The sequence below is a fragment of the Novosphingobium sp. SG720 genome (assembly GCF_012275365.1).
Classification (GTDB): Bacteria; Pseudomonadota; Alphaproteobacteria; order Sphingomonadales; family Sphingomonadaceae; genus Novosphingobium; species Novosphingobium rhizosphaerae.
Window position 1 is genome coordinate 84,867 of record NZ_JAAZQN010000005.1, and the last position, 21,728, is coordinate 106,594.

At 66.8% G+C, this 21,728-nt stretch carries 16 protein-coding genes; 8 read left to right on the forward strand and 8 right to left on the reverse strand.

Annotation, left to right across the window (positions count from 1 at the left end):
• Positions 1-2 precede the first annotated feature (2 nt).
• Positions 3-1,340: an LLM class flavin-dependent oxidoreductase gene (locus FHW94_RS17310; protein WP_168557079.1), complete on the reverse strand. Its 1,338-nt coding sequence runs from the start codon at positions 1,338-1,340 to the stop codon at positions 3-5.
• Positions 1,341-1,473: 133 nt separating this feature from the next.
• On the reverse strand, positions 1,474-3,888 hold the full coding sequence (locus FHW94_RS17315; RefSeq protein ID WP_168557080.1) for a TonB-dependent receptor: 2,415 nt from the start codon (positions 3,886-3,888) through the stop codon (positions 1,474-1,476).
• Positions 3,889-4,064: 176 nt separating this feature from the next.
• Between FHW94_RS17315 and FHW94_RS17320 the strand changes: the two genes are divergently transcribed.
• The 5 genes from FHW94_RS17320 to FHW94_RS17340 all read left to right on the forward strand — a co-directional run bounded on the left by FHW94_RS17320 (position 4,065) and on the right by FHW94_RS17340 (position 9,241).
• Positions 4,065-5,063: an ABC transporter substrate-binding protein gene (locus tag FHW94_RS17320; protein WP_168557081.1), complete on the forward strand. Its 999-nt coding sequence runs from the start codon at positions 4,065-4,067 to the stop codon at positions 5,061-5,063.
• Between the two features lie 3 nt (positions 5,064-5,066).
• Positions 5,067-6,239 (forward strand): acyl-CoA dehydrogenase family protein, encoded by a 1,173-nt coding sequence (locus FHW94_RS17325; protein WP_168557082.1) that lies wholly within the window; start codon positions 5,067-5,069, stop codon positions 6,237-6,239.
• Positions 6,236-7,201, forward strand: coding sequence for an NAD(P)-dependent oxidoreductase (locus FHW94_RS17330; RefSeq protein ID WP_168557083.1), 966 nt, complete (start codon positions 6,236-6,238; stop codon positions 7,199-7,201). Before FHW94_RS17325 ends, FHW94_RS17330 begins: the two co-directional genes overlap by 4 nt.
• A gap of 125 nt (positions 7,202-7,326) precedes the next feature.
• On the forward strand, positions 7,327-8,412 hold the full coding sequence (locus FHW94_RS17335; RefSeq protein ID WP_168557084.1) for an LLM class flavin-dependent oxidoreductase: 1,086 nt from the start codon (positions 7,327-7,329) through the stop codon (positions 8,410-8,412).
• Between the two features lie 13 nt (positions 8,413-8,425).
• A complete protein-coding gene (locus FHW94_RS17340; RefSeq protein ID WP_168557085.1) occupies positions 8,426-9,241 on the forward strand; it encodes a class II aldolase/adducin family protein in 816 nt (271 codons plus the stop codon).
• 109 nt (positions 9,242-9,350) lie between these two features.
• On the opposite strand, the gene FHW94_RS17345 is transcribed toward FHW94_RS17340, so the two are convergent.
• The 5 genes from FHW94_RS17345 to FHW94_RS17365 form a co-directional block, all read right to left on the reverse strand.
• A complete protein-coding gene (locus FHW94_RS17345; RefSeq protein ID WP_168557086.1) occupies positions 9,351-10,715 on the reverse strand; it encodes an FAD/NAD(P)-binding protein in 1,365 nt (454 codons plus the stop codon).
• A 93-nt stretch (positions 10,716-10,808) separates the two neighbouring features.
• Entirely contained in the window at positions 10,809-12,068 is a 1,260-nt protein-coding gene (locus tag FHW94_RS17350) for a rhodanese-like domain-containing protein (protein ID WP_168557087.1), read from the reverse strand.
• Positions 12,065-12,700 carry a cysteine dioxygenase gene (locus FHW94_RS17355; RefSeq protein WP_168557088.1) on the reverse strand — a complete coding sequence of 212 codons (636 nt, stop codon included), beginning with the start codon at positions 12,698-12,700 and terminating at the stop codon, positions 12,065-12,067. Before FHW94_RS17355 ends, FHW94_RS17350 begins: the two co-directional genes overlap by 4 nt.
• A 4-nt stretch (positions 12,701-12,704) precedes the next feature.
• Complete coding sequence (locus FHW94_RS17360; RefSeq protein ID WP_168557089.1) at positions 12,705-13,508, reverse strand: ABC transporter ATP-binding protein; 804 nt, start codon at positions 13,506-13,508, stop codon at positions 12,705-12,707.
• 29 nt (positions 13,509-13,537) lie between these two features.
• Positions 13,538-14,314, reverse strand: a complete 777-nt coding sequence (locus FHW94_RS17365; protein WP_168557090.1) for an ABC transporter permease — start codon at positions 14,312-14,314, stop codon at positions 13,538-13,540.
• A gap of 342 nt (positions 14,315-14,656) precedes the next feature.
• On the opposite strand from FHW94_RS17365, the gene FHW94_RS17370 reads away from it, so the two are divergent.
• Together FHW94_RS17370 and FHW94_RS17375 are read left to right on the forward strand one after the other, a co-directional pair.
• The gene (locus FHW94_RS17370) at positions 14,657-15,490 is read left to right on the forward strand and encodes a LysR substrate-binding domain-containing protein (protein ID WP_168557091.1); all 834 of its coding nucleotides are present in this window, start codon (positions 14,657-14,659) and stop codon (positions 15,488-15,490) included.
• 148 nt (positions 15,491-15,638) lie between these two features.
• Positions 15,639-16,331 carry a peroxiredoxin-like family protein gene (locus tag FHW94_RS17375; protein ID WP_168557092.1) on the forward strand — a complete coding sequence of 231 codons (693 nt, stop codon included), beginning with the start codon at positions 15,639-15,641 and terminating at the stop codon, positions 16,329-16,331.
• Positions 16,332-16,397: 66 nt separating this feature from the next.
• Here the strand turns inward: FHW94_RS17375 and FHW94_RS17380 are convergent, their stop codons facing one another.
• Complete coding sequence (locus FHW94_RS17380) at positions 16,398-18,722, reverse strand: TonB-dependent receptor (protein ID WP_168557093.1); 2,325 nt, start codon at positions 18,720-18,722, stop codon at positions 16,398-16,400.
• Between the two features lie 236 nt (positions 18,723-18,958).
• Between FHW94_RS17380 and FHW94_RS17385 the strand changes: the two genes are divergently transcribed.
• Positions 18,959-21,727, forward strand: coding sequence for a glycoside hydrolase family 2 TIM barrel-domain containing protein (locus tag FHW94_RS17385; protein WP_246866229.1), 2,769 nt, complete (start codon positions 18,959-18,961; stop codon positions 21,725-21,727).
• Position 21,728: the final 1 nt, after the last annotated feature.

Sequence of the window (21,728 nt, forward strand, 5' to 3'; positions counted from 1 at the left end):
GCTCAGGCCGCGCTGCGCGCCGTGCGCGCGGCGGTGTGGCGGTTGACGGGCACATCCAGGCCCAGCGTGTCGCGGAACGTGCTGCCGGGATAGTCGGTCTTGTAGATGCCGCGCCGTTGCAGGATCGGCACCACTTCGTCCACGAACGCTTCCAGCTGGCCGGGCAGGCTTTCGAACAAATTGAACCCGTCGGCGCCACGCTGTTCGAGCCATTGCTCGAACCTGTCGGCGATCTGGTCGGGCGTGCCCACGAACAGGCCGCGCGGCGTGGCGCTGCGCAGCGCGATCTCGCGCAGGGTCAGCCCCTGGTCGGCCAGGGCCAGCACGCGGGCGGATTGGCTCTGGTTGCTCTTGAGCCCTTCGGCGGCCACTTCGCGCGGGAAGGGCCCATCGGGATCATAGACGCTGAAGTTGTGGTCGTTGAAGCCACGGCCCAGCGCGCGCAGCGCGTTTTCCAGGTTGCCCAGTTCGGCCAGCTCGCGATACTTGGCCTCGGCTTCCGCTTCGGTGCCGCCGATCACCGGCCGCGCGCCGGGCACGATGAAGACCTTTTCGGGATCGCGGCCAAAGCCGCGCGCGCGGGCCTTGATATCGGCATAGAACTTCTGCGCTTCGGCCAGGTCTTCCTGGTGGGTGAAGATCGCCTCGGCTTGCGCGGCGGCAAAGCTGCGCCCGTCCTCGCTCGATCCGGCCTGGAAGATCACCGGCTGGCCCTGCGGGCTGCGCGAGATGTTGAGCGGGCCCTTCACTTTCAGGAACTCGCCCTTGTGGTTGAGTTCATGCAGCTTGTCGGGATCGAGGAACTGGCCGCTGGCCTTGTCGCGCACCAGCGCGTCGTCTTCCCAGCTGTCCCACAAGCCCTTGGCCACGTCGAGGTATTCGGCCGCCAGGCGATAGCGCGTGTCGTGCGCCAGGTGCTCGTCCTTGCCGAAATTGGCCGCGCTGCCTTCCAGCCAGCTGGTCACCACGTTCCAGCCCGCGCGCCCGCCGCTGATATGGTCGAGCGAGGCGAACTGGCGTGCCAGGTTATAGGGTTCGGTATAGGAAACCGTGGCCGTGCCGACCAGGCCGATATGCTCGGTCACGGCGGCCAGCGCCGAAAGGATGGTCAGCGGCTCGAACCGGTTGAGGTAGTGCGGGCTCGACCGTGCGTTGATCGAAACGCTGTCGGCCACGAACAGGTAGTCGAACTTGCCGCGCTCGGCCGCCTGGGCCTGGCGCTTGTAGAAGGCGAAGTTGGTGCTGGCGTCGACCAGCGCATCGGGGTGGCGCCAGTCGTCCCAGCCGGGGCCAACGCCGTGGAGAATGAAACCGAGGCGAAGTTCTCTCTTGGTCGTCATGTCATGGTCCTTTCCATCTCCCCGGCGGTTGCTTGTTTTTTGCCATGATAGGCCTTGGCGGCGGCGGGGCGACCGAGAGCTGCTCAATTCAATTCAAGAATTGCCAATGCCCGCCGGTCGGCCGCCGCGCCGATCAAAAGGCGTAGGCCGCCTTGAGGAACACCGTGCGCGGCGGATTTTGCGCGCCCTGCAACAGGATGGTCCCGGCATAGGGCCCGGACTTGATCGCCGCGCCCACCGGGCTGAGCGAGGTGAAGAAGAACGAATTGGTGAGGTTGCGGCCGGTCAGCGTGAAGGTCCAGCGTTCATCGGGCGTGGCATAGCTGATGAAGGCATTGGCATAGCCATGCGCCGGGATCTGGTAGGCCGGGGTGTTGAGCTGGTTGGAGAAATACGAGGTCTGAAAATTGCCGCTGGCGCCCAGCTTCACTTCACCCGGCACGCCCACCGGCACCGTCCAGGTGGCCGAGGCGAAATATTGCCACTTGGGCTGGAAGGGGAACTGGTTGCCGGTGTAGGTATAGGCCGGCACCGTGCCATAGGCCGGCGCGGCATAATCGTCATAGCGCGTGGCCAGGTACGTCACGTTGAACACCAGCGCCAGGCGGCGCCAGGGCTGCGCGGCGGTTTCCAGTTCGAACCCTTCGGTGTGGGCCGACGGCGCGTTGCCGCGGGTGCTGACATACGTGCCCGAAATCGGGCTATAGGCCGAAACGGACGTCTGCAGGTTCTTGTAGTCGTTATAGAACCCCGTCAGGTTCAGGCGCAGATCGTGGTTGAACCAGTCGGTCTTGATCCCCGCTTCATAGGTGTTCACCGTTTCGGGGTCATAGGGCAGCGCCGTTGCCAGGTTGAGCGCGCGGTTGTTGAAACCGCCGGCGTCGAATCCCTTGGCATAGCTGGCAAACAGGAATACGTCGGGCGTGGCCTGCCATGACAGTCCGGCCTTGGGCGTAAAGGCATGCCAGGTCTTGGCATTGAGAATGCCGGCATTGGTGAAGTTCACCTGCGCGGCCGAAACGCTCACGCCCAGCGCCGGGATCGCCCCGCCGGTCAGGACCTGGGGATAGAGCGTGGGATCGATGGGGTTGCCGTCGAGGTCATAGTTCACGCCGCGGAAGGCAAAGGTGCGGCGCTGGATGATATAGCGCCCGCCAGCGGTAAACGTCAGGCGCGGGGTGACATGAAGGTTGCCCTGGAAATAGGCGGAATAGTTGAAGCTGCGCGTCCGTCCGATCTGGTCGAAGGGCGCGGCGGGCAGGGCCGTGTCGGACTGCGGCAGCCCAGTGACATAGCCCAGCCGGTCGCTGGCGAAATTCTCGAACAGGTAATAGAGCCCGCCGGTAAAATCGAAGCTCTGCCACGTGCCCTGCAACTGCAGTTCCTGGGTGAACTGGTGCTGGCGATAGGTGATGTAGTTGTCGGAAATGTCGATCGCCCGCGGTTGCGCGGAATTGTAGGGCAACTGCGCCTGGCCATCGTTGTTGTAGTTCACCGGGTTCTGGCTGAACGCGCGCAGCGCGGTGATGCTGTGCAGGGCCAGGTGGGCGTTCACGTCATAGTCGATCCGCGCGGTCAGCCCGCCGGTGCGCGACGTGTTGGTGGGATAGCGCCCGGCATAGCTGACATTGGCCTTGTAGCGCGAGAACGAGGTCGGGCTATACAGCGTGCCGCCCGTGATCGCGCCCAGGCCGCTCAACGCCGCATTGGTGGGATTATAGGTGGTGGCAACATATTGCGCGGCCTGCGAATGGTCGATCGTGCCATCGCCGGTCAGCGTCACTTTCAGCCCTGCTGCCGGGGTCAGCACCAGCTTGATCCGCCCGCCGGTGGTGTTCTGGTTGTTGACGTGGTCCTTCTGCGACGGGTTCCAGGTATAGCCGTCGTGCTGGTCGTGGGCGATGGCCACGCTGCCCACCAGCAGGCCGGGTACCAGCGTGCCGGCCACATAGCCGTGGGCATTGACCGTGTTGTAATTGCCATAGCCGATGTCGCCGCGCAGGCTGAAACGGTCGGTGGGGGTGCTGGTGACATAGCGGATGGCGCCGCCCGCCGAATTGGCCCCGAACAAGGTGCCCTGCGGCCCGCGCAGCACTTCCACCCGCGCCACGTCGGTCAGGTCGGACATGCCGTTGATCGCGCGCGCCAGGTACACGTCGTCGATATAGGTCCCAACGGTTGGGTCGAAGATCGGGTCGCTGTTGCCGATGCCGCGAATGAAGAACGTGTTGGTCAGCGGGGTGATGCCGCTCGGCGCGGTATAGAGGCCGGGGATCTGCCCGGCGAGATCGCGGGCGGTGATCACGTTCTGCTGGGCGCGGAATTCGTTGCCGATCACGCTGACCGCCACGGGCGTCTGCTGCAGGCGCGTTTCGCGACGCGTGGCCGTGACGACGATGTCATCCTTGCTGCCCGCGTCGGCGGCCGGGTCGGCGGCTGGGGCCGCATCGGGCACCGGGGCATCGGCAGCGGGCGCGGCGAGCGCGGGTGTAAAGGGCGCGGCGGCGGCACTGGCCAACAGGGCCAGCGCGAATGCGGAACGAGTCATGATTTCCCCTCAAGGCTTGTTGTCTGCCCGGTTAGAGAGCGGCCACCAGCCCGTCCTATTGAAACTCAACTTCAATGGTTGAGTTATCGTCATGGCCCCGAACGCATTGCCGATGCTCATCACGGCAAAGGAAATCTCATTGGTCGACGGTAAACTCAACGGATAGGGTTGAGATTATGTCTGTTCCATTCGATACCCGCCGTGCCGTGCCCGGCGTTGCCCGTCGTTCGTTCCTGGCCGGGGCCGGTGCCGCGCTGCTGGCCGGCTGTTCCGGCACGGCCAAGCCCACCGCCCTGCGCGTTGCCATCACCGGCAAGGGCGAAAGCGACAACCGCCTGATCTTTGCCACGGCCGGGATCGTGCCCGATTTTCCCGTGCACTATTCCGAATTCGAATCCGGCCATCTCGTGGTCGAGGCGCTCAATTCCGGCGCGATCGACTTTGGCGGGATGAGCGAAATTCCCCCGGTCTTCGCGGCAGCGTCCACGGTGCAGAGCTTCCGGCAGATCGCGGTCTACCATGGCGACGTCAACAACCAGGCCGTGCTGGTGCCGCGCGGATCGGCGCTGCGCACCCTGGCCGACCTGAAGGGCAAGCGGGTGGGCTATGTCCGTGCCACCACCACGCAGTATTTCCTGATCCGCATGCTCGAATCTGTCGGCCTCGCCTGGGGCGACATCGAGCCCGTGGCGATGACCGTGGCCGATGGCGCTGCCGCGTTCGGCAACGGTTCGCTCGATGCCTGGGCGATCTATGGCTTTCCGATCCAGCGCGCGCTGGCCACGCAAGGCGCGCGCGTGCTGCGCACCGCGCTGGGGTTTCTTTCGGGCAACTATATCGTGGCCGCGCACAAGGATGCGATTGCCGATCCGCTGCGTGCCGATTGGATCGCGCGCTACTTGCGCCTGACCCAGCAAGGCTATGCCTGGACGGCGGCAAACCAGAACGTCTGGGCCGGCAAGGTGGCCGATGCCATCGGCGTGCCGGTGGCGTTGGTCAACGACCAGTTCGCCCGCCGCAGCGATCCCTTCACGCTGCGCCGCGTCAGCGATGCTGCCATCGCTTCGCAGCAGGGGGTGGCCGATGTCTTTGCCAAGGCGGGCCTGATCGGCCGCCGGGTCGACATGCGCCCGCTGTGGGACAACCGTTTCAATGCCCAGATCAAGGAGGCCTGAGCGATGGCCACGCATGCCCTTTCCGCCGACCATCCCGACTTGTCCGATGCCGCGCTCGATCGCCTGACCCGTGAACTGGCGCACCGGGCGGAAGACTATGACCGCAATCCCCGGTTCCCGCGCGAAAACTTCGACATCCTGGCGCGCGAAGGGCTGATCGGCCTGACCGTGGCCCCGCGCCTGGGCGGGGCGGGCGCCGGCTTTCTCGATACGCTGCGCGTGCTTGGCGCGGTCGCCAAGGGTGAGCCGTCGACCGCGCTGATCCTGTTCATGACGTATGCGTTCCACGCCGCGCCGGAAAAGGGCCGGCGCTGGGATCGCGCGCTGTATGAACGCCTGGCGCGCGAAGCGGTGGCGGGCAAGGGCCTGGTCGGCACCTTCCGGGTGGAGCCCGAACTGGGGACCCCGGTGCGCGGCGGGTTGCCGGCCACGGTGGCGCGCCGCACCGACGATGGCTGGCGCATTTCGGGCGAGAAGATCTATTCCACCGGTTCCACCGGGCTCGACTGGTTCGCCGTCTGGGCCAAGACGGACGAGACGCCGCTGCGCCTGGGCCTGTTCCTGGTGCGGCCGGACAGCGATGGCATCACCATCGTGCCCGAATGGGATCATCTGGGCATGCGCGCCACGGTCAGCCACAAGGTGGTCTTTGCCGATACGCCGGTGCCGCCGGCCCTGGCGGTTGACTTGCGCGCGCCCGAGGAATGGGCGCCCAAGCCGGGTGACGATACCAGCGCGTTCCTGTGGAATGCCCTGGCCATCGCCACGATCTATGATGGCGTGGCCCGCGCCGCGCGCGATTGGCTGGTCGGCTATCTCAACGCGCGCAAGCCGGCCAACCTTGGCGCCGCGCTTGCCACCCTGCCGCGCGTGCAGGAAAAGTTCGGCGAAATCGAAGGCCTGCTGCTGACCAACCGAGTGCTGATCGAGAATGCGGCGCGCGCCGCCGATGCCGGCCTGTCCACGTCGCCGCACGAAGCCAACCTGATCAAGCACCTTGCCAATGCCAATGCCATCCGCGCGGTGGAAATCGGGCTGGAGCTGACCGGCAATCCCGGGATCAGCCGTGCCAACCCGCTGGAGCGGCACTATCGCGACGTGCTGTGCAGCCGGATCCATTCGCCCCAGGCCGATACCGTGCTGGTCGGCGCTGGCCGGGCGGGGCTGGGCCAATGAGCCTTGCCCCCAACAGCCTTGTCATCGCCAGCCAGCTCGAACCGGCGCTCAACGATGCCTTGGCCAGCCACCCGGCGCGCCCGCGAGTGATCGCGGCGCCCGAGGATGAACCCTGGCGCGCGGCGGCCGATGCCGATGTCCTGGTCGTGCGGCCATCTCCCGCCTGGGCGCCGGCCCGCGCGGCGCCGGCGCCGCCGGTCTGGCCGGGGCGGCTGCGCTGGGTGTGCAGCGCGTCTGCCGGCATCGATTTCTACCCGGCCTGGCTCCTTGACGGGCCTTTGGTCAGTTGCGCCCGCGGCACCGCTTCGGAAGAGATTGCCGACTATGTGATCGGCGCGATCTATCGCCAGGCCAAGGATCTCGATGGCGTGGCCGCGCGCGGGCCCGAAGGCTGGCGCTATTCCGCGCTGGGCCAGGTCCTGGGCAGCACCATCGGCCTGGTCGGGCTGGGCGCCATTGGCCAGGCCGTGGCGCGCCGGGCGCTGGCGCTGGGCGCGCGGGTCGTGGCGGTGCGGCGCACCGGCGCCTTGCCCGAGGGGCTTTCCGGCGTGGAATTGGTCGCCCGCGTGGAAGACGTGGTGGCGCGGGCGGATCACATCGTGCTGGCCGTGCCGGCCACGCCGCAAACCCGCCATCTCGTTGACGTCACGTTGCTGGCGCGGGCCAAGCCGGGCGCGCACCTCGTCAACGTGGCGCGCGGCAGCGTGGTTGACCAGGCGGCCCTGCTCGAAGCGCTCGATCGCGGGCACCTGGGTTTCGCCACGCTCGATGTGACGGATCCCGAACCGCTTCCGGCCGGTCACCGCCTCTACACCCATCCGCGCGTCAGGCTCACGCCGCACCTCTCGTCCAACTACACCGTGGCGCGCGACAAGCTCCTGGCCAAGATCCTGGCCGATATCACCCGCTTTGCACAAGGGGAGCCGCCGCGCGATCTGGTGGAGCCGGCGCGTGGCTATTGAGCCCCTCGCTATTGAGCCCCTCCCTATTGAGCAATGCCAATAGGCCGCGCGGATAACTCGATTGCCAAGATAGACATTCGTGCCGAGATTGTTTCCGGCATTTCAACGAAAAAGGGCACCAGGCCATGACGCTCAAGTTCATCGGCTATATCGGCTTCAACAATACCTCGGAAATCCACGGCCCGGCGCGCCGCATCCTCGATCGCGCCTATGTGGAAGACGCGGCGCGAGCGCAGGAAGCTGGCGGCTTTGACCGGGTGTTGATCCCGTTCGGGTCGAACTCGCCCGAAAGCCAGATCGTCGCGGCCCATGCGGCGGCGCTGACCAAGCGGCTCGGCTTTCTCGTCGCACATCGTCCCGGCTTTACCCAGCCTACGCTGGCCGCGCGGCAGCTTGCCACGCTCGATCAGCTTTCGGGCGGGCGCGTGGCGGTGCACATCATCACCGGCGGCGCGGACGAGGAAATGGCCCGTGACGGCGATGTCGGCTCGACCAAGGCCGAACGCTATACCCGCACCGACGAATACCTCGACGTGCTGCGCCAGGAATGGAACGCGACCGTTCCGTTCGATCACAAGGGCCGCTTCTATGAAGTGCGCCAGGGGTTCAGCGCGGTAAAGCCGTCGAATCTGCCGGTGTTCTTCGGCGGTTCCTCGCCCGAGGCGATTGCCGTCGCCGGCCGCCACGCCGATGTCTATGCGCTTTGGGGCGAAACCCTGGCGCAAGTGGCCGATGCCGTGCGCCAGGTGCGCCACGCCGCGGCCGACCATGGACGCAAGCCCGGCTTCTCGCTCTCGCTGCGCCCGGTCATCGCCGATACCGAAGAAGCGGCCTGGGCCAAGGCGCGCGATATCGAGGACCAGGTGCGGGCCGTGCGCGAAGCGGCTGGCCTGCCGGTCAGCGGCCATCGCCCACCCAACGCAGGCTCGCTGCGCCTGCTCGAAACCGCCACGGGCAATCGCCGCGATGCGCGCCTGTGGACCGGAGTGGCCGCGCTCACCGGCGCGCAGGGCAACAGCACCGGCCTGGTCGGCACGCCCGAGCAGGTGGCCGATGCCATGCTGGCCTATGCCGATCTCGGGATCGATCATTTCCTTATCCGCGGGTTCGATCCGCTTGGCGATGCTATCGCCTATGGCGAGCATCTGATTCCGCTGGTTCATGCTAAATACGCCGCGCGCCAGGACCGCCCTGTCGCCCTGGCCGGTTGAAGGAGCCTTTTCCATGGCCACCGTTCTCGAACGTCCCGTTTCCGACCCGCAGGAACGCCCCGATGGCATCAGCGAGGCCGAATGGGCCACGCGCGTCGATCTCGCTGCGTTCTACCGCATTTCGGCGATCTACGATTACGACGATTTCCTCTATACCCACGTCACCGCGCGGGTGCCGGGGCCCGATGCCCATTTCCTGATCAACCCGTTCGGCCTGGCTTTTGACGAAATCACCGCGTCGAGCCTGGTCAAGGTGGATCTGGACGGCAACGTGATCGGCGGCGAGGGCGAATACGGCATCAACTATGCCGGCTACGTGATCCATTCCGCGATCCATGCCGCCCGCCCCGATGCGCACTGGATCGCGCATTTCCACACCCGCGACGGGATGGGCGCCTCGGCGCACAAGGAAGGCCTGCTGCCCTTGTCGCAGCGCGCGCTCTATATCATCCCGCGCCTGGGCTACCACGATTACGAAGGCGTCGCGCTCAACCTGGATGAGCGGGAGCGGCTGGTGGCCGATCTGGGCGACAAGCAGTTCCTGCTGCTGCGCAACCACGGCACGCTGGCGCTGGGCCGCACGCCGGGCGAAGCCTGGGCCGCGATCTACCAGCTTGAAGAGGCGTGCTCGGCGCAAGTGGCGGCGCTGGCCGGCGGCCGCGACCACGTGCTGCTCGCCCCGGCCGAAGCGCAGGAAGAGGCGCTGCGCCAGATCGCCGAACAACCCGCCGCCGCCCGCGCCGCGCAAGGGCGCAAGCCACACCACCAGCTGGCATGGGAAGCGGTGTTGCGCCGCGTGAACCGCGACTTGCCGGGGTATGATGTCTAGATAGCGCGTTGCAGCCATGGGGCTTCGACAAGCTCAGCCCGATCGGAATTGAGAAAACTGTTCTTTCAATCCGTTCGCCCTGAGCCTGCCGAAGGCCCTGGCGCAATGTTCAGGCCGCCACCGCTTCCCGCACCGGGGTGAGATATTCTGCCAGGCGCTGCGCTTGCAGGCGGATATCGGGCACGGCCACCATTTCCCAATTGAGCCCCTTGGACAGCGCGCCCATCGCATGGATCGGCAGGGCCGAACGGCCAGCGCCATCGCGCAGCCGCCAGTGTCCGTCCACATCCAGCCCCAGCCGCAATGGGCAGGGCCGGGCATGGCCGGCGGTGAGCAAGGCGCGCAGCAGCGGATCGCGGCTTTGCGTGGGATCACCCCCCGGTCCGGTGCACACCACCACGTGATCGAGCGCGCGCGTCACGGTTTGCGCGTCGCGTCGCGTGCGCCATTGCGCCACCAGGCTGCCGTCGCTGCGGCGTTCCACCGCTTGCAGGTTGCCCGCCACCACGGTCAAACGGCCTTCCGTGCGCAAGGCGGCAATACGCTGCGCGATCGCCGGGGCCATGCGGTGGCGGTGCACGTCCCACCAGGGGCGGGCGTGGCGCAGGAAGCGCGCCTGGGCCGTGGCATCGTGCGCCTGCCACAGCGCATGGGTGTGCGGGCGCAGTTCGTCGATCGCATGGCGCCAGCCCACGTCGCGGGCGCGCGCGCGGATCTGGCGCAGCAGCGCGCTGCCCCGTGCGGTCGGCATCGGCTGCGGCGTCACGGTGGGTCCGTTGTCGGCATGGGCCCGTGGCACCAGGCCTCGCCGCGACAGCGCCAGGATCGGCCCCTTGTGCCCGCGCGCCTGAAGGGACTGGATCACGTCGATCGCCGTCAGGCCGGTGCCCACCAGCAGCACACGCGCATCGGGCGCAATCGCGTCAAGCGCGCCGGGCGCCCAGGGATCGGGCAGGACCTGCGGCGGTTCGAACCCGGCCAGCGCGCGGTGGCGCTGCGGCGGCAGGTTGCCCTGGGCCAGCACGACGGCGCGCGCATGCAGCGACGCGCCATTGTCCAGCGCCAGTCGCAGCGTGCCATCGGCCTGCGGCACCAGGCCTTGCGCGGCGGCGATGGCAATGGCGATGCGATCGGGCATCATGGCGCGCGCGGTGGCCAGCAGGCTGGCGAGATAGGCACCATAACTGGCGCGCGTGGCAAAGTGATTGGCAGCGTCCGCTTCGGCCAGGCCCAGCCAGCGCAGGAAATGGCCCGGATCGTCGGGAAAGGCGCTCATGTTCCCGGCGCGCACATTGAGCAGGTGCTGCGGGCCGCAGGCGCCATAGGCGAGGCCATGGGCCAGGGCCTGGGGGTCGCGCTCCACGATGACCACGCGGGCCCCGCGCCGCGCCAGGTGGATTGCGAGCAACGTGCCACTGAATCCACCGCCGACAATTGCAACCGGCAAATCATTGAGCACACGTGCATTTGCCATAACTCAACCTTTCAAGTTGAATTTAGGCTGACAAGTTTTTCCTGTGGGGTCAATAGCCAATCTTTGAGGCGTGGCGTGCGGGCGCCGCGCCTCTCAGATCACGTAGAAACCATGCGTGCCATCGCGGCGCAGCTGCTCCACCAGGCCGAATTCCCAATCGAGGTAGGCCTGCATGGCCGCTGCGGCATTGTCGGTGCCTTCATAGGGGCGCTTGTAGCGGCCTTCGGGCCCGCGCGGCGGCGGTGCGCCGTCGCTGCCGGTTTCCAGCGCCACGCCTTGCGGCCAGTCGAGCACGGCGACGTCCCAGCCCAATTGCGCTAGCCACGATGCCGTCATGTCGGCGCGTGGGCCCAGATCGTCGGCCAGCACCACGCGCGCGCCGCGCACCGGGGCGAAATGGTCGGTCTCCTGCACCAGTTGCCCACCCTGGGCATTGCGGAAACCGGGCAGGTGCCCCGCGGCGAAATCTTCGGGCAGGCGCACGTCATATTGGTAAAGCGTGCGCGCGGCGTCGCCGCGCAGATGGGCCAGTTCGTCCCAGGTGATGTGGCGCACGCCGGCGCGATAGGACACGTCGCGCGCGCGGGCGCGCGCTTCGTCGGTCCAGTCATGGCCGGTTTCGGGCAGCGGCGCGCGGCGCTGTTGCCCGGTATCCAGCCCCTGGCCTGCCAGGGTCCAGCCGATCGTGCCGTTGCGCAGGGCATAGATCTTGTTGGGCAGGCCGGCATTGATCAGCGACTGGGTACCGATGATCGAGCGGGTGCGCCCGGCGCAGTTGACGATGATCGTGGTATCGGGATCGGGCGCCACGGCGCGGGCGCGCAAGACCAGCTCCGCGCCCGGCGTGCTGACCCCGCCCGGAATGCTCATCGTGGCATATTCTTCAAACCGCCGTGCATCGAGAATGGCGATGTCGGCCTTTTCCTCGATCAGCGCGGCCACGTCGGGCGCCGGCAACGACGGCGTGTGGCGGTAATGCTCGACCAGTTCGCCAAAGGCCTTGGAGTAGGAATTCACATCCTCGAACAGTTCGTATCCCTGATCGCGCCAACCCGAAAGGCCGCCTTCGAGCGCGGAAACATCGCTGAAGCCCAGGCTTTCCAGGATTTCGACGGCAGGCTCGACCAGCCCTTCGCCATTGTCATAGAGCACCACCGGCACAGCGGTGCGGGGCAGGCGCCAGCGCGCTTCCAGCGCCAGCCGGCGCAAGGGAATCTGCGCGGCGAACAGCGGGTGGCCCCGCGCGAAATCGGCCTCTTCGCGCAAATCGATCAGGGCTATTTCCTGGCGCGCGAGCAGCGCCTGGCGCAGGCCAAGCGGGCTGGTGGTGCGAACTTTGGTCAAAGTAGTCATGGATTTTGCGAACGATCCCACAAGTTGGGCACCATCGAGCTGGCATAGCCAGAGACGAAGCGCTTTGCCGTGCCGTCGAGCGCATAAGTCGCGCGCTCGACCGCGCCGATGTTGGCGCCATAGACATGGATGGAAACCGAAGGGCCATCGGCGCGCGCGTTGCGCACGCGGTGGATGTCACCCACGCGAGGGCTCACCGCTTCCACTTCGCCCGCGCGCAGCAATTGGGCCGGCCCATCGGCCTTGAGGCTGCCATCGCTCTGGCGAGCGAAGCGTTCCGATGTTTCCGCCCCGCGCAGCACACCCACCAGGCCCCACACGCGATGATCGTGGATCGGGGTGCCCTGGCCCGGCGCCCAGACGAACGAAACCACGCTGAAGCGCTCGCGGCTGTCGCAGTGGAGCAGGTATTGCTGATAGCGTTCGGGATGGGGAATGGCGAAGGCGGGGGGCAACCAGTCGTCCTGCGCGATCAGGCGCGCGAGCAGCTTGGACCCGGTCTGCAGGATCTCGGTCTCGTCCCGCGTGGCGCTGACCAGTTCGGCCAGGTTGGTGACGAAGCCGCGCAGGCGGGCAATGCCGGCGCGTGGTTCGGCAGGAACAAGCGCAGGAGGAACGGCAAGCGTGGCCATGCAATCAGGCTCCGGCAGCGGCGTGGGGGAAGGGTATCACATGATCGGGCAGGCCGGAATGCGCCGGCGTGCCGCCCAGAATACCCAGCAGCTTTTCCTTGAGTGGCAGGGTCAGTTCGGCGCGGGCGCCGCGCGCGATCGTGATCCGCTCTTGCGCGGCAATGCGCCCACCGTCGAGGACGAGGATGCGATCGGCCAAGGCCACCGCTTCGTCCACGTCGTGCGTGACCATCAGCACCGCGCAACCGTGGGCGCGCCACAGGGCCAGCACCAGTTCGTGCATGCGCAGCCGGGTCAGCGCATCGAGCGCGGCAAAGGGTTCGTCGAGCAGCAGCAGTTGCGGTTCGCGCACCAGGGCGCGGGCCAGCGCCACGCGCTGCGCTTCGCCACCCGAAAGCGTGAGCGGCCAGGCATCGAGGCGATGGCCCAGGCCCACTTCCTTGAGCGCGTGCTGCGCACGGGCGCGAATGTCGGCGCCCTTGAGCCCCAGCGCCACGTTGCGCCAGACTTTCTTCCACGGCAGCAGGCGGGCATCCTGGAATACCACGGCGCGCGCGGTGGGTACGGTCACGTCCTGGCCATCGGCGCTGTCGAGCCCGGCCAGCGTGCGCAGCAGCGTGGTCTTGCCTGAACCCGAGCGGCCGAGCAGGGCGACGAATTCACCCGGCTGGATGGCCAGGTCCAACCCATCGATCACCGTCACATCGCCAAAGCGGCGGGTAAAGCGGTTGAGGCGCACGATCGGATCGGCAGCGGGGCTGGCCGGCGCGGCAGGCGTATCGGCAAGGAACTGGAGGCGGGCGTCCATGGGGCTCACTCCTTGAGGCAATGCGGCGCTCAGGCCTTGATGAGGGAAGGGCGCCAGACAAGGGCGCGGCGCTCGATCGTGCGGACCAGCGCGTCGGCACCCAGGCCAAGCACGGCATAGACCATCAGGCACACCACGATGATATCGGTGCGCATGAAATCGCGCGCGTTGTTGATGAGATAGCCAAGCCCGGCCGACGCGTTGATCTGTTCGGCCACGACGAGCACGAGGATGGCAATCGAGAGCGAATAGCGCAGCCCGGTCAGCAGCGCGGGCAGGGCGCCGGGCAGGATGACGTGCCAGATCAGCTCTGCCTGCGACAGGCCGAAGCTGCGTGCGCCTTCCAGCAGGCGCACATCCACCCCGCGAATGCCGCTATAGAGGTTGAGGTAGACCGGGAACATCGACGCGAAGGCGATCAGCGCCACCTTGGGGGTTTCGCCGATGCCGAACCACACGATGAACAGCGGGGTCAGCGCCAGCGTGGGAATGGTGCGCTTGATCTGCATGATCGGATCGACCGCGGCTTCGCCCTGGCGTGACAGCCCGGCCACCAGCGCCAGCACCACGCCGGCGGCCACGCCGATCGACAGCCCAAGGCCCACGCGCCAGAAGGACACCAGCAGGTTCTGTGGCAGTTCGCCCGACACCAGCATCGTCCACAAGGTGGCGACCACCGCCGAAGGCGCGGCCAGCGTGCGTTCTGGGATCAAGCCACTGCGCGAGGCGAGTTCCCACACGACAAGCAGCACCAGCGGCGAGGACCAGCGCGAGCGGGCAAGGCGGGCAAGGATACGGGTGGACATGAAAGGCAAACCTGCATGACGTGACACGGGGCAAGACGTGGCAGCAGCAGACCGTGCATTGTCTATGCAATCAATTGAGTTTTGTTTGCCACCCATAAGCATGGCTCATAGATGGCTGCCAAGCCCCCGATTCCTGCGGCAGGGCGCGCAAACAAACACTTGCTTTAGCATTTTAAATGTCTACTATTTTGATAGATAAATTCGGGAGCGGTAGCAGACCGACACGAAGCGCATTCCAACGGCCGGCGGACATCCGCACCCGAACGCGCCAGCCTGCCTCTTTGTGGCCCGGCGCGGTTTCGCCGGGCCAATCCTTTGTAACCCGTTGTTGATGGTGCCTTCATGCCGGTCAATCTGCCTACCAACCTGCTTCGCAGCTTTGTCGCCATCGTGGACACCGGTTCGATGCTCAACGCTTCGGAAAAGGTGTTCGTCACGCAATCGGCGCTCAGCCTGCAGATCAAGCGCCTGGAAGAACTGCTGCAACAGACGCTGTTCCACCGCGACGGGCGCCGGCTGACGCTGACCCCGGCCGGCGAGCTGATGCTCGATTATGCGCGCAAGGTGCTCACCTTGCATGACGAGGCCGTTGCCGCGGTCAGTGCCGGCCATTTCAATGGCCCCGCGCGCATCGGCATGGTCCAGGATTTTGCCGAAATGCTGCTGTCGGGCCTGCTTGCCCAGTTTGCCGAATTGCATCCCGAAGCGCAGATCTATTCGCGGATCGCCGGCACGGCCGAACTGCTGGGCCAGTTGGAGCGGCGCCAGCTCGACATCGTGCTGGGCTATGGCCTGCCCAATGACGAAAGCGCCGTCTCCACGGCCGATATGGCCTGGTTCGGCGAAGCGGGCCTGGCGGGGCGGCCGGTCATTCCGCTGGCCGTGCTCGAACAGCCATGCCGCTTTCGCGAGGCCGCGATCCGCGCGCTCGAAGATGCCGGCCGGGTCTTTCGCATTACCGTCGAAACACCCAACCTCACCACGTTGCGTGCCGCCGTGCAGGCGGGCCTGGGCCTGACGGTGCGCACGCCGCTGTTCCTGCCCGATGCCCTGCTCGAAGCGGGCACCTTGCCGGCGCTGCCGCGCGTGTCGTGCATCCTCCAGACCGCCAGCGTGCTCGATGGCGCGACGGCCCGGCTTGCCGAGCTGGCGCGGCAGACCGTCGCCGCGCTCTGAGAGCCTGACCCGAAAGTCCTGCAGGTCGCCCGACCTTCGGGTGAGCCTGTGATATTGCAAACTCTCATGCGCGGGCGCGCCGATCTCGATGGTCGGCGTGCCGGGGGCAGGTTACGCCCAAGGTGACACTGCCCAAGGAGCGCCCGCCATGACCCAGACCACCAGCCTTGCCCACAAGAGTCTTGCTGGACGCTTTGCCGATTTGGCGGCCGAGCGCGCGCGCACCTGGGCGCCCGAGCAGCTGGCCCGCAACGCCTATCAGCGCCGCGTGCTGGTGGAGCGGCACGATCCGGCGGCCCACCCCGCGCCCGGCACGCGGCTGGCGCCTTTCACGCTGGTGGACGCGAACGGCAGAGCCCACGCCAGCAGCGAACTCCTGGCCCACGGGCCGGCAGTGCTGGTGTTCTTCCGCTTTGGCGGGTGCCCGGCATGCAACATCGCGCTGCCCTATTATGACGAAACCTTGTGGCCGGCGCTGCATGCGGCGGGCATTTCCCTGCTGGCGGTCAGCGCACAGAACCCGGTCGATCCCGGCCCGACACAGCGCCATGGCCTGCGGTTTCCCACCTTTGCCGATCCTGGCTATGCCCTGGCGCGGCAACTGGGCATCACGTTCTATCCCGAAGAGCAGCCCGAAGTGGCGCCGGGCGAATCCTGGATCGGCGCGACGCTGGGCACGAACAGCTATGAAATGACCGAACCTGCCGTGGTGATCATCGCGCCCGATCACAGCGTGCGGTTCCTGGCGGTGAGCCCCGACTGGCTCGACCGGCCAGAGGCTGACGCGATCCTTGCGCATCTGCCCGAAGCGGGCGCGCACGAGGTGGACCACCTGGGCTGACCGCTTGCCGTTCCCGTCCCGGCAACACGCAGCCGGCAGGCCTGGGCCTGCCGGCTGCGTTCGTTTTCAGAACTGATAGCGCGCGCGCAGGCCGAAGTAGCGCCGCGAGTTGCGATCGAGCGACTGGGCCAGCAGGCCCGCGCTGCCGCCCGAGGCAATCGACACGTTCGAGGCGTAATGCTTGTCGAACAGATTGTTGACGAACAGCGTCACGCGCAGTCCGCCGCGGTCGTTCTGGTCGATGCCCAGGCTGGCGTTGACGATGCCATAGCCCGCCTGCACCGTGGCCGGGTTGCCGAGCAGGTCGAAGTTGACTTTGCTTTGATAGGAATAGTCCGCCTGCACGAAGGCATCGAAGGGCAGGCTGGGCAGCAGGATCTTGTAGTTTCCGCCGATGTTGAACTTGACCTTGGGCGCATTGGGCAGGCCCTTGCCGGCAAGGTTCTGGCCGGTGGTGGTCGATGGGCCGCTGCCATCCAAATCGTAGCAGCCCACGGTCTGCCCGGTGTAGCACTGCGCACCGGAATATTCGAGAATGCGGGTGTCGGTATAGCTGAACGCACCGTCGATGGTGAGTTGCGGCATTGGCCGCGTGTTCAGTTCCACTTCCACGCCGCGGGTGCGCACGCGGCCCACGTTGTTGAGCGTCAACTGGATCGTGTTGTCGGGCAGCAGAACGCCCGACTGGGCCTGGAAGTCGCGGAAATTGCTCCAGAACGCGGCGACATTGAGCTGGACCCTGTTGTCCAGGAAGCGGGACTTGAGCCCCAGTTCATAGGCATCGGACTTTTCCGGGCGCACCGGATTGGCGGCGCGACGCGGGGTGAAGCCGGTGCTGATATCGAACCCTTGGCCCTTGTAGCCGCGGGCATAGGAGGCATAGGCCATGACCGATCGCGTCAGGTCCTGGCGCAGCGCGCCTTTCCAGGTCAGCGCGGTGTCGTCGGACTTGCCCGAACAGGTCGACAGGCAGGTCGCGTTGTTGGCAGGGATGGTGGCTGGCGTCACCGTGTTGAGGAAGTCGGCCGAGATCTTTTCGTGGTTGAGGCGCAGGCCCAAATCGAAGTGGGTGCCCTGGGCAATGTCATAGGTCGCCTGCCCGAACGCGGCATAGCTGCGGGTGCCGCTGCGCGAAGTCCAGCCGGCCACGACCGGGCCGGACGGGCCACGCGCGAAAGTGCGATCGGTCTTGCCGTCGGCATAGAACAGGCCGAGCACATAAGTCAGCCGGCGCTGGCCGGGCGAAACGAGGCGGAGTTCCTGCGCGAACTGCGTGGCGTGATAGGTGCTACCCGCCACGATCCCGCCGGGAATGCCCAGCACGTTGGAGATCGTATAGTCGAAGTCCTCGTTGAAGCGGAACTTCCAGTCCTGGTAGCTGGTGACCGAAACCAGGTTGGCAAAGCCCAGGTCGAAGCTGGCGCGGCCCGAAACCGTGGTCTGCATGCTCTTGTTGAACAGCGGCTTGTCCAGGCGCACGGAATAGTTGTCGGTGCCCGGCGTGATGCCCACAACGCTGGGCGCAACCGGGGTGCCGAAAATGGCGGCACCGGCCGGCACGGCGCGGAAGGTGCGGGCAAAGCCGTTGCTTTCGCTTTCCGAATGGCTGGCGATGAGGTTGACCTTGACGCCGGCGGCAGGATCGAGATCGAGGCGCCCGCGCAGGCCGAAGCTCTTGTCGTTGTTAAGCTTCGATCCGTCTTGCAGGTTGCGGATATAGCCCTTGCGATCGCCCACGAAACCGTTGATGCGAAAGCCCACGCCCTGGGCCAGGGGGCCGGACAGCGAGGCGTCGAGGCGGTATTCCTCGTCGGTCGTGGCGGTGCCGGTAATCGATCCGGTCAGCGTGTCGGTGGCGGCCTTGGAGACGATGTTGATTGCGCCGGCTGATGCATTCTTGCCGAACAAGGTGCCTTGCGGGCCGCGCAGCACTTCGATCCGCTCGACATCGCTCAAGCCTGAAAAGGCCTGGGCCTGCTGGAGCAGGGCCACGTCATCGACGATCACTGCCACCGAAGGCTCGATCGCGGTGCTGAAGGCCACCGTGCCGATACCGCGCAGGTTGATCGAGTTGTTGGTGGGCACGTTGCCCTGCGTCAGCGTCAGGCTGGGTGCCAGCCGGGGAAGATCGGCGACGGTTGAAACGTTGTGGCTGACCAGGGTGTCGGCGCTCAACGCGGTGACCGCCACGGGCACGTCCTGCAGGTTCTGCGCGCGCTTTTGCGCGGTCACGACGATTTCAGCGAGGCCTTCGGTCGGCGCGGCATTGGCCGGTTGCGGCGCGGCGGCAGTGGCCGGTTCTGCGGCGTTCTGGGCAAGGGCGGCAGCCGGTGCGAGGCATGCGGTGATGGCAAGGGCGCCTGCGGACGTAAGAAGCCTGGAAACAGACATGGTATCCTCCCGTTGTGCTTTTTTGGGCATTGGTCAGGCCGAATCCACAAATTGGCTTGCGCTGTCAAGCCAATTTTTCCGAATTGGTCAGAGATTCTTGCGCCAGAGCCGTGCGCGCGCCGCGAAAGATGGGCCAGCAAGGATTTAGCTTGTCTTCACGCGCTCGCCCTGCCTAATATCGGCCAGACCAATTATGACGGTGACCGTGCCAAGGCGGCGCCGCTCTGGGAGATACCATGAACGAACGCCTCACGCGCCATCGGGCGCAGATCGACGGTTGCGGTCTGATGCCGCGTTGGCGCGCATCGGCCCTGCTGGCGGTGTCGCTTGCGGCCCTTTGCACCGTGCCTGCCCGGGCCGCGCCGCAGGCGCCGGGCGTGGCCGAGCCGCGCGCCGAGATCGCGCTCGAGCAGGGATGGCGGTTCTTTGACGGGGACGCGCCCGACGCTGCGGCCGTGGCTTTCCCCGATGCATCCTGGGCGACGGTGAGCGTGCCGCACACGTGGAACCGCGTGGGATATTATCGCACCGGCGCAGGCGGCACCAATCGCGCCGAGAGCGTGGCCAAGCGCCAGGGCATCGGGTGGTACCGCCTGCATTTTATCGCGCCTGCCAACCTTGCCGGGCGCAGCAACTGGCTGGAATTCGACGCGGCCAGCCGCACTGCGCAAGTGTGGCTGAACGGGCGCCTGCTGGGTGAGCACCGCGGCGGCTTCTCGCGCTTCCGGCTTGACGCCAGCGCGGCCTTGCTTCCGGGGCAGGACAATGTGCTGGTGGTGCGGGTCGATAACACCCAGCCCGCCGCCGGCAACTCTACCGCCGATGTGCTGCCGCTGGTGGGTGACTTCTTCGTCCATGGCGGGCTCTATCGCCCGGTTCGCCTGGTTTCGACCGCGCCGGTGCATTTCGATCTGGCCGATTCGGGTGGGCCGGGCGTCTATGCCACGACCGCGATCGGCGCCGATGGCGCGGCAACGGTTGCCGTACGCGCCCGCCTGGCCAACGCCACGCGGGCCAAGGCTGCGGCCACGCTCCACCTTGCCCTGGTCGATCGCGCCGGCGCGATCGCGGCCAGCGCCGATGTTCCTGCCACGCTGATGGCGGGCACCACCGGCGAAGCTTCCGCCAGCTTGCGCGTGGTGGCGCCGCACTTGTGGCAGGGAACCAGCGATCCCTACCTTTATCGCCTGGTGGCCGAACTGCGCGATGCAGCCGGCCGGCCGCTCGACCGGATCGAGCAGGCCTATGGCTTGCGCACCATGGTGGTCGATCCCGACCGCGGCTTTCTGCTCAACGGCCAGCCCTATCGCCTGCACGGGGTGGGCTATCACCAGGATCGCGATGGCAAGGGCTGGGCGCTGAGCCGGGCCGACATCGAGGAAGACGTGGCCACCTTGCGCGAGATGGGGGCAAACTCCATTCGCCTCACGCATTACCAGCACGGCCAGGCCATTCACGAGATCGCCGACCGGGTGGGCCTGGTGGTGTGGGACGAAATCCCGCTGGTCTCGTCGTGGACCCTGGGCGGCAAGATGGAGCCCGATCCGGCGCTGGTCGCCAATGCCCGGCAGCAGTTGACCGAATTGATCCACCAGAACTTCAACCATGCCTCGGTCGGCATGTGGGGCATTGCCAACGAAGTCGATTTCGGCAACTCGCTGCCGATCTTCCTGACCGGGGGCAAGGATGGCGCGGTGCCCGATCCCATGCCGCTGCTGCACCAGTTGAACGCCCTGGCCAAGCAGCAGGACCCTTCGCGCCCCACCGCGCTTGCCACCTGCTGCGAAGGCAACCTGTTCGCGCCGGGGGTGAGCATCCCGATCACCGCCACCGCTGCCGACCTGGGCGGGGCGAACCGCTATTTCGGGTGGTACTTCGGCAAGCCCGGCGACCTGGGCGGCGCGCTCGACCGCATCCACGCGGCGCGGCCCAGCCAGCCGCTGGCCGTGACCGAATATGGCGCGGGCGGCGCGCTGAGCATTCACACCGACGATGTGACCGCAGGGCGCCCGGATTCGCGTGGCCGTGCCCAGCCCGAGGAATACGAAAGCTATATCCACGAAACCGCGCTGGCGCAGTTGGAAGCGCGGCCCTGGCTCTATGCCACCTGGCTGTGGAACGCGTTCGACTTTGCCACCACGATCCGCAACGAAGGCGACGCGCAGGATATCAATACCAAGGGCCTGGTCGCCTATGACCACCATACCCGCAAGGATGCCTGGTATTTCTACAAGGCCAACTGGAACCCGGCGCCGATGGTGTACATCACCGGCAAGCGGTATGACACGCGCGCCTATCGGCTGAACGACATCAAGGTCTACAGCAACCTGCCCGAAACCGAATTGCTGCTCAACGGGCGTTCGCTGGGCGTGCGGCGCGATTGCCCGCAAAAGGTCTGCGTGTGGCCGGCCGTGGCGCTAGACGCGGGGGCCAATGCCCTGGTGGCGCGGGGCACCGGCACCATGGCCGCCACGCAGGACACCGCGAGCCTTGCCCTGCCGGCCCAGAATGCCGATCGGCTGCTGATCGATGCCGGGGCACTGGTGGCCGGCGCCGGGCGGGACGCATCGGGCGCGCCGCGCTTGCTGGGGTCCGACAAGTGGGTGGAAGGCGGCGCGGCGGCCTCGCTCGACGTTCCGGCCGATTATGGCCGCCCGGCGCGCGCCACGCCGATTGCCGGCAGCGCCGAACGCGATGCGATGGCCAGCTATCGCGAAGGCACCTTCACCTATCGCCTGCCGGCCCGGCCCGGCACCTACAAGCTGACCTTGTGGTTCGCCAGCGCGGCCACGACCCGGCCCGGCACGTTCACCGTCAAGGTGGATGGCAAGCCGGTGTTGCAGGATTTCCAGCCGGCGATCCCGGCAAGCGACGGCCCAACCAGTGACGGACGGGCCGAAGCACACAGCTTCACGATCAAGGCGCGTGGCGATGTGACGCTGGACTTTGCCGCCGGCACCGGGCCGGCGCGGGTCTCGCTGATCGATCTGGCGCGGACGCGCTGAC

Coding starts and splice junctions, on each gene's coding strand:
- FHW94_RS17310 (WP_168557079.1), bottom strand. CDS start 1,340: ATGACGACCAAGAGAGAACTTCGCCTCGGTTTCATTCTCCACGGCGTT.
- FHW94_RS17315 (WP_168557080.1), bottom strand. CDS start 3,888: ATGACTCGTTCCGCATTCGCGCTGGCCCTGTTGGCCAGTGCCGCCGCC.
- FHW94_RS17320 (WP_168557081.1), top strand. CDS start 4,065: ATGTCTGTTCCATTCGATACCCGCCGTGCCGTGCCCGGCGTTGCCCGT.
- FHW94_RS17325 (WP_168557082.1), top strand. CDS start 5,067: ATGGCCACGCATGCCCTTTCCGCCGACCATCCCGACTTGTCCGATGCC.
- FHW94_RS17330 (WP_168557083.1), top strand. CDS start 6,236: ATGAGCCTTGCCCCCAACAGCCTTGTCATCGCCAGCCAGCTCGAACCG.
- FHW94_RS17335 (WP_168557084.1), top strand. CDS start 7,327: ATGACGCTCAAGTTCATCGGCTATATCGGCTTCAACAATACCTCGGAA.
- FHW94_RS17340 (WP_168557085.1), top strand. CDS start 8,426: ATGGCCACCGTTCTCGAACGTCCCGTTTCCGACCCGCAGGAACGCCCC.
- FHW94_RS17345 (WP_168557086.1), bottom strand. CDS start 10,715: ATGGCAAATGCACGTGTGCTCAATGATTTGCCGGTTGCAATTGTCGGC.
- FHW94_RS17350 (WP_168557087.1), bottom strand. CDS start 12,068: ATGACTACTTTGACCAAAGTTCGCACCACCAGCCCGCTTGGCCTGCGC.
- FHW94_RS17355 (WP_168557088.1), bottom strand. CDS start 12,700: ATGGCCACGCTTGCCGTTCCTCCTGCGCTTGTTCCTGCCGAACCACGC.
- FHW94_RS17360 (WP_168557089.1), bottom strand. CDS start 13,508: ATGGACGCCCGCCTCCAGTTCCTTGCCGATACGCCTGCCGCGCCGGCC.
- FHW94_RS17365 (WP_168557090.1), bottom strand. CDS start 14,314: ATGTCCACCCGTATCCTTGCCCGCCTTGCCCGCTCGCGCTGGTCCTCG.
- FHW94_RS17370 (WP_168557091.1), top strand. CDS start 14,657: ATGCCGGTCAATCTGCCTACCAACCTGCTTCGCAGCTTTGTCGCCATC.
- FHW94_RS17375 (WP_168557092.1), top strand. CDS start 15,639: ATGACCCAGACCACCAGCCTTGCCCACAAGAGTCTTGCTGGACGCTTT.
- FHW94_RS17380 (WP_168557093.1), bottom strand. CDS start 18,722: ATGTCTGTTTCCAGGCTTCTTACGTCCGCAGGCGCCCTTGCCATCACC.
- FHW94_RS17385 (WP_246866229.1), top strand. CDS start 18,959: ATGAACGAACGCCTCACGCGCCATCGGGCGCAGATCGACGGTTGCGGT.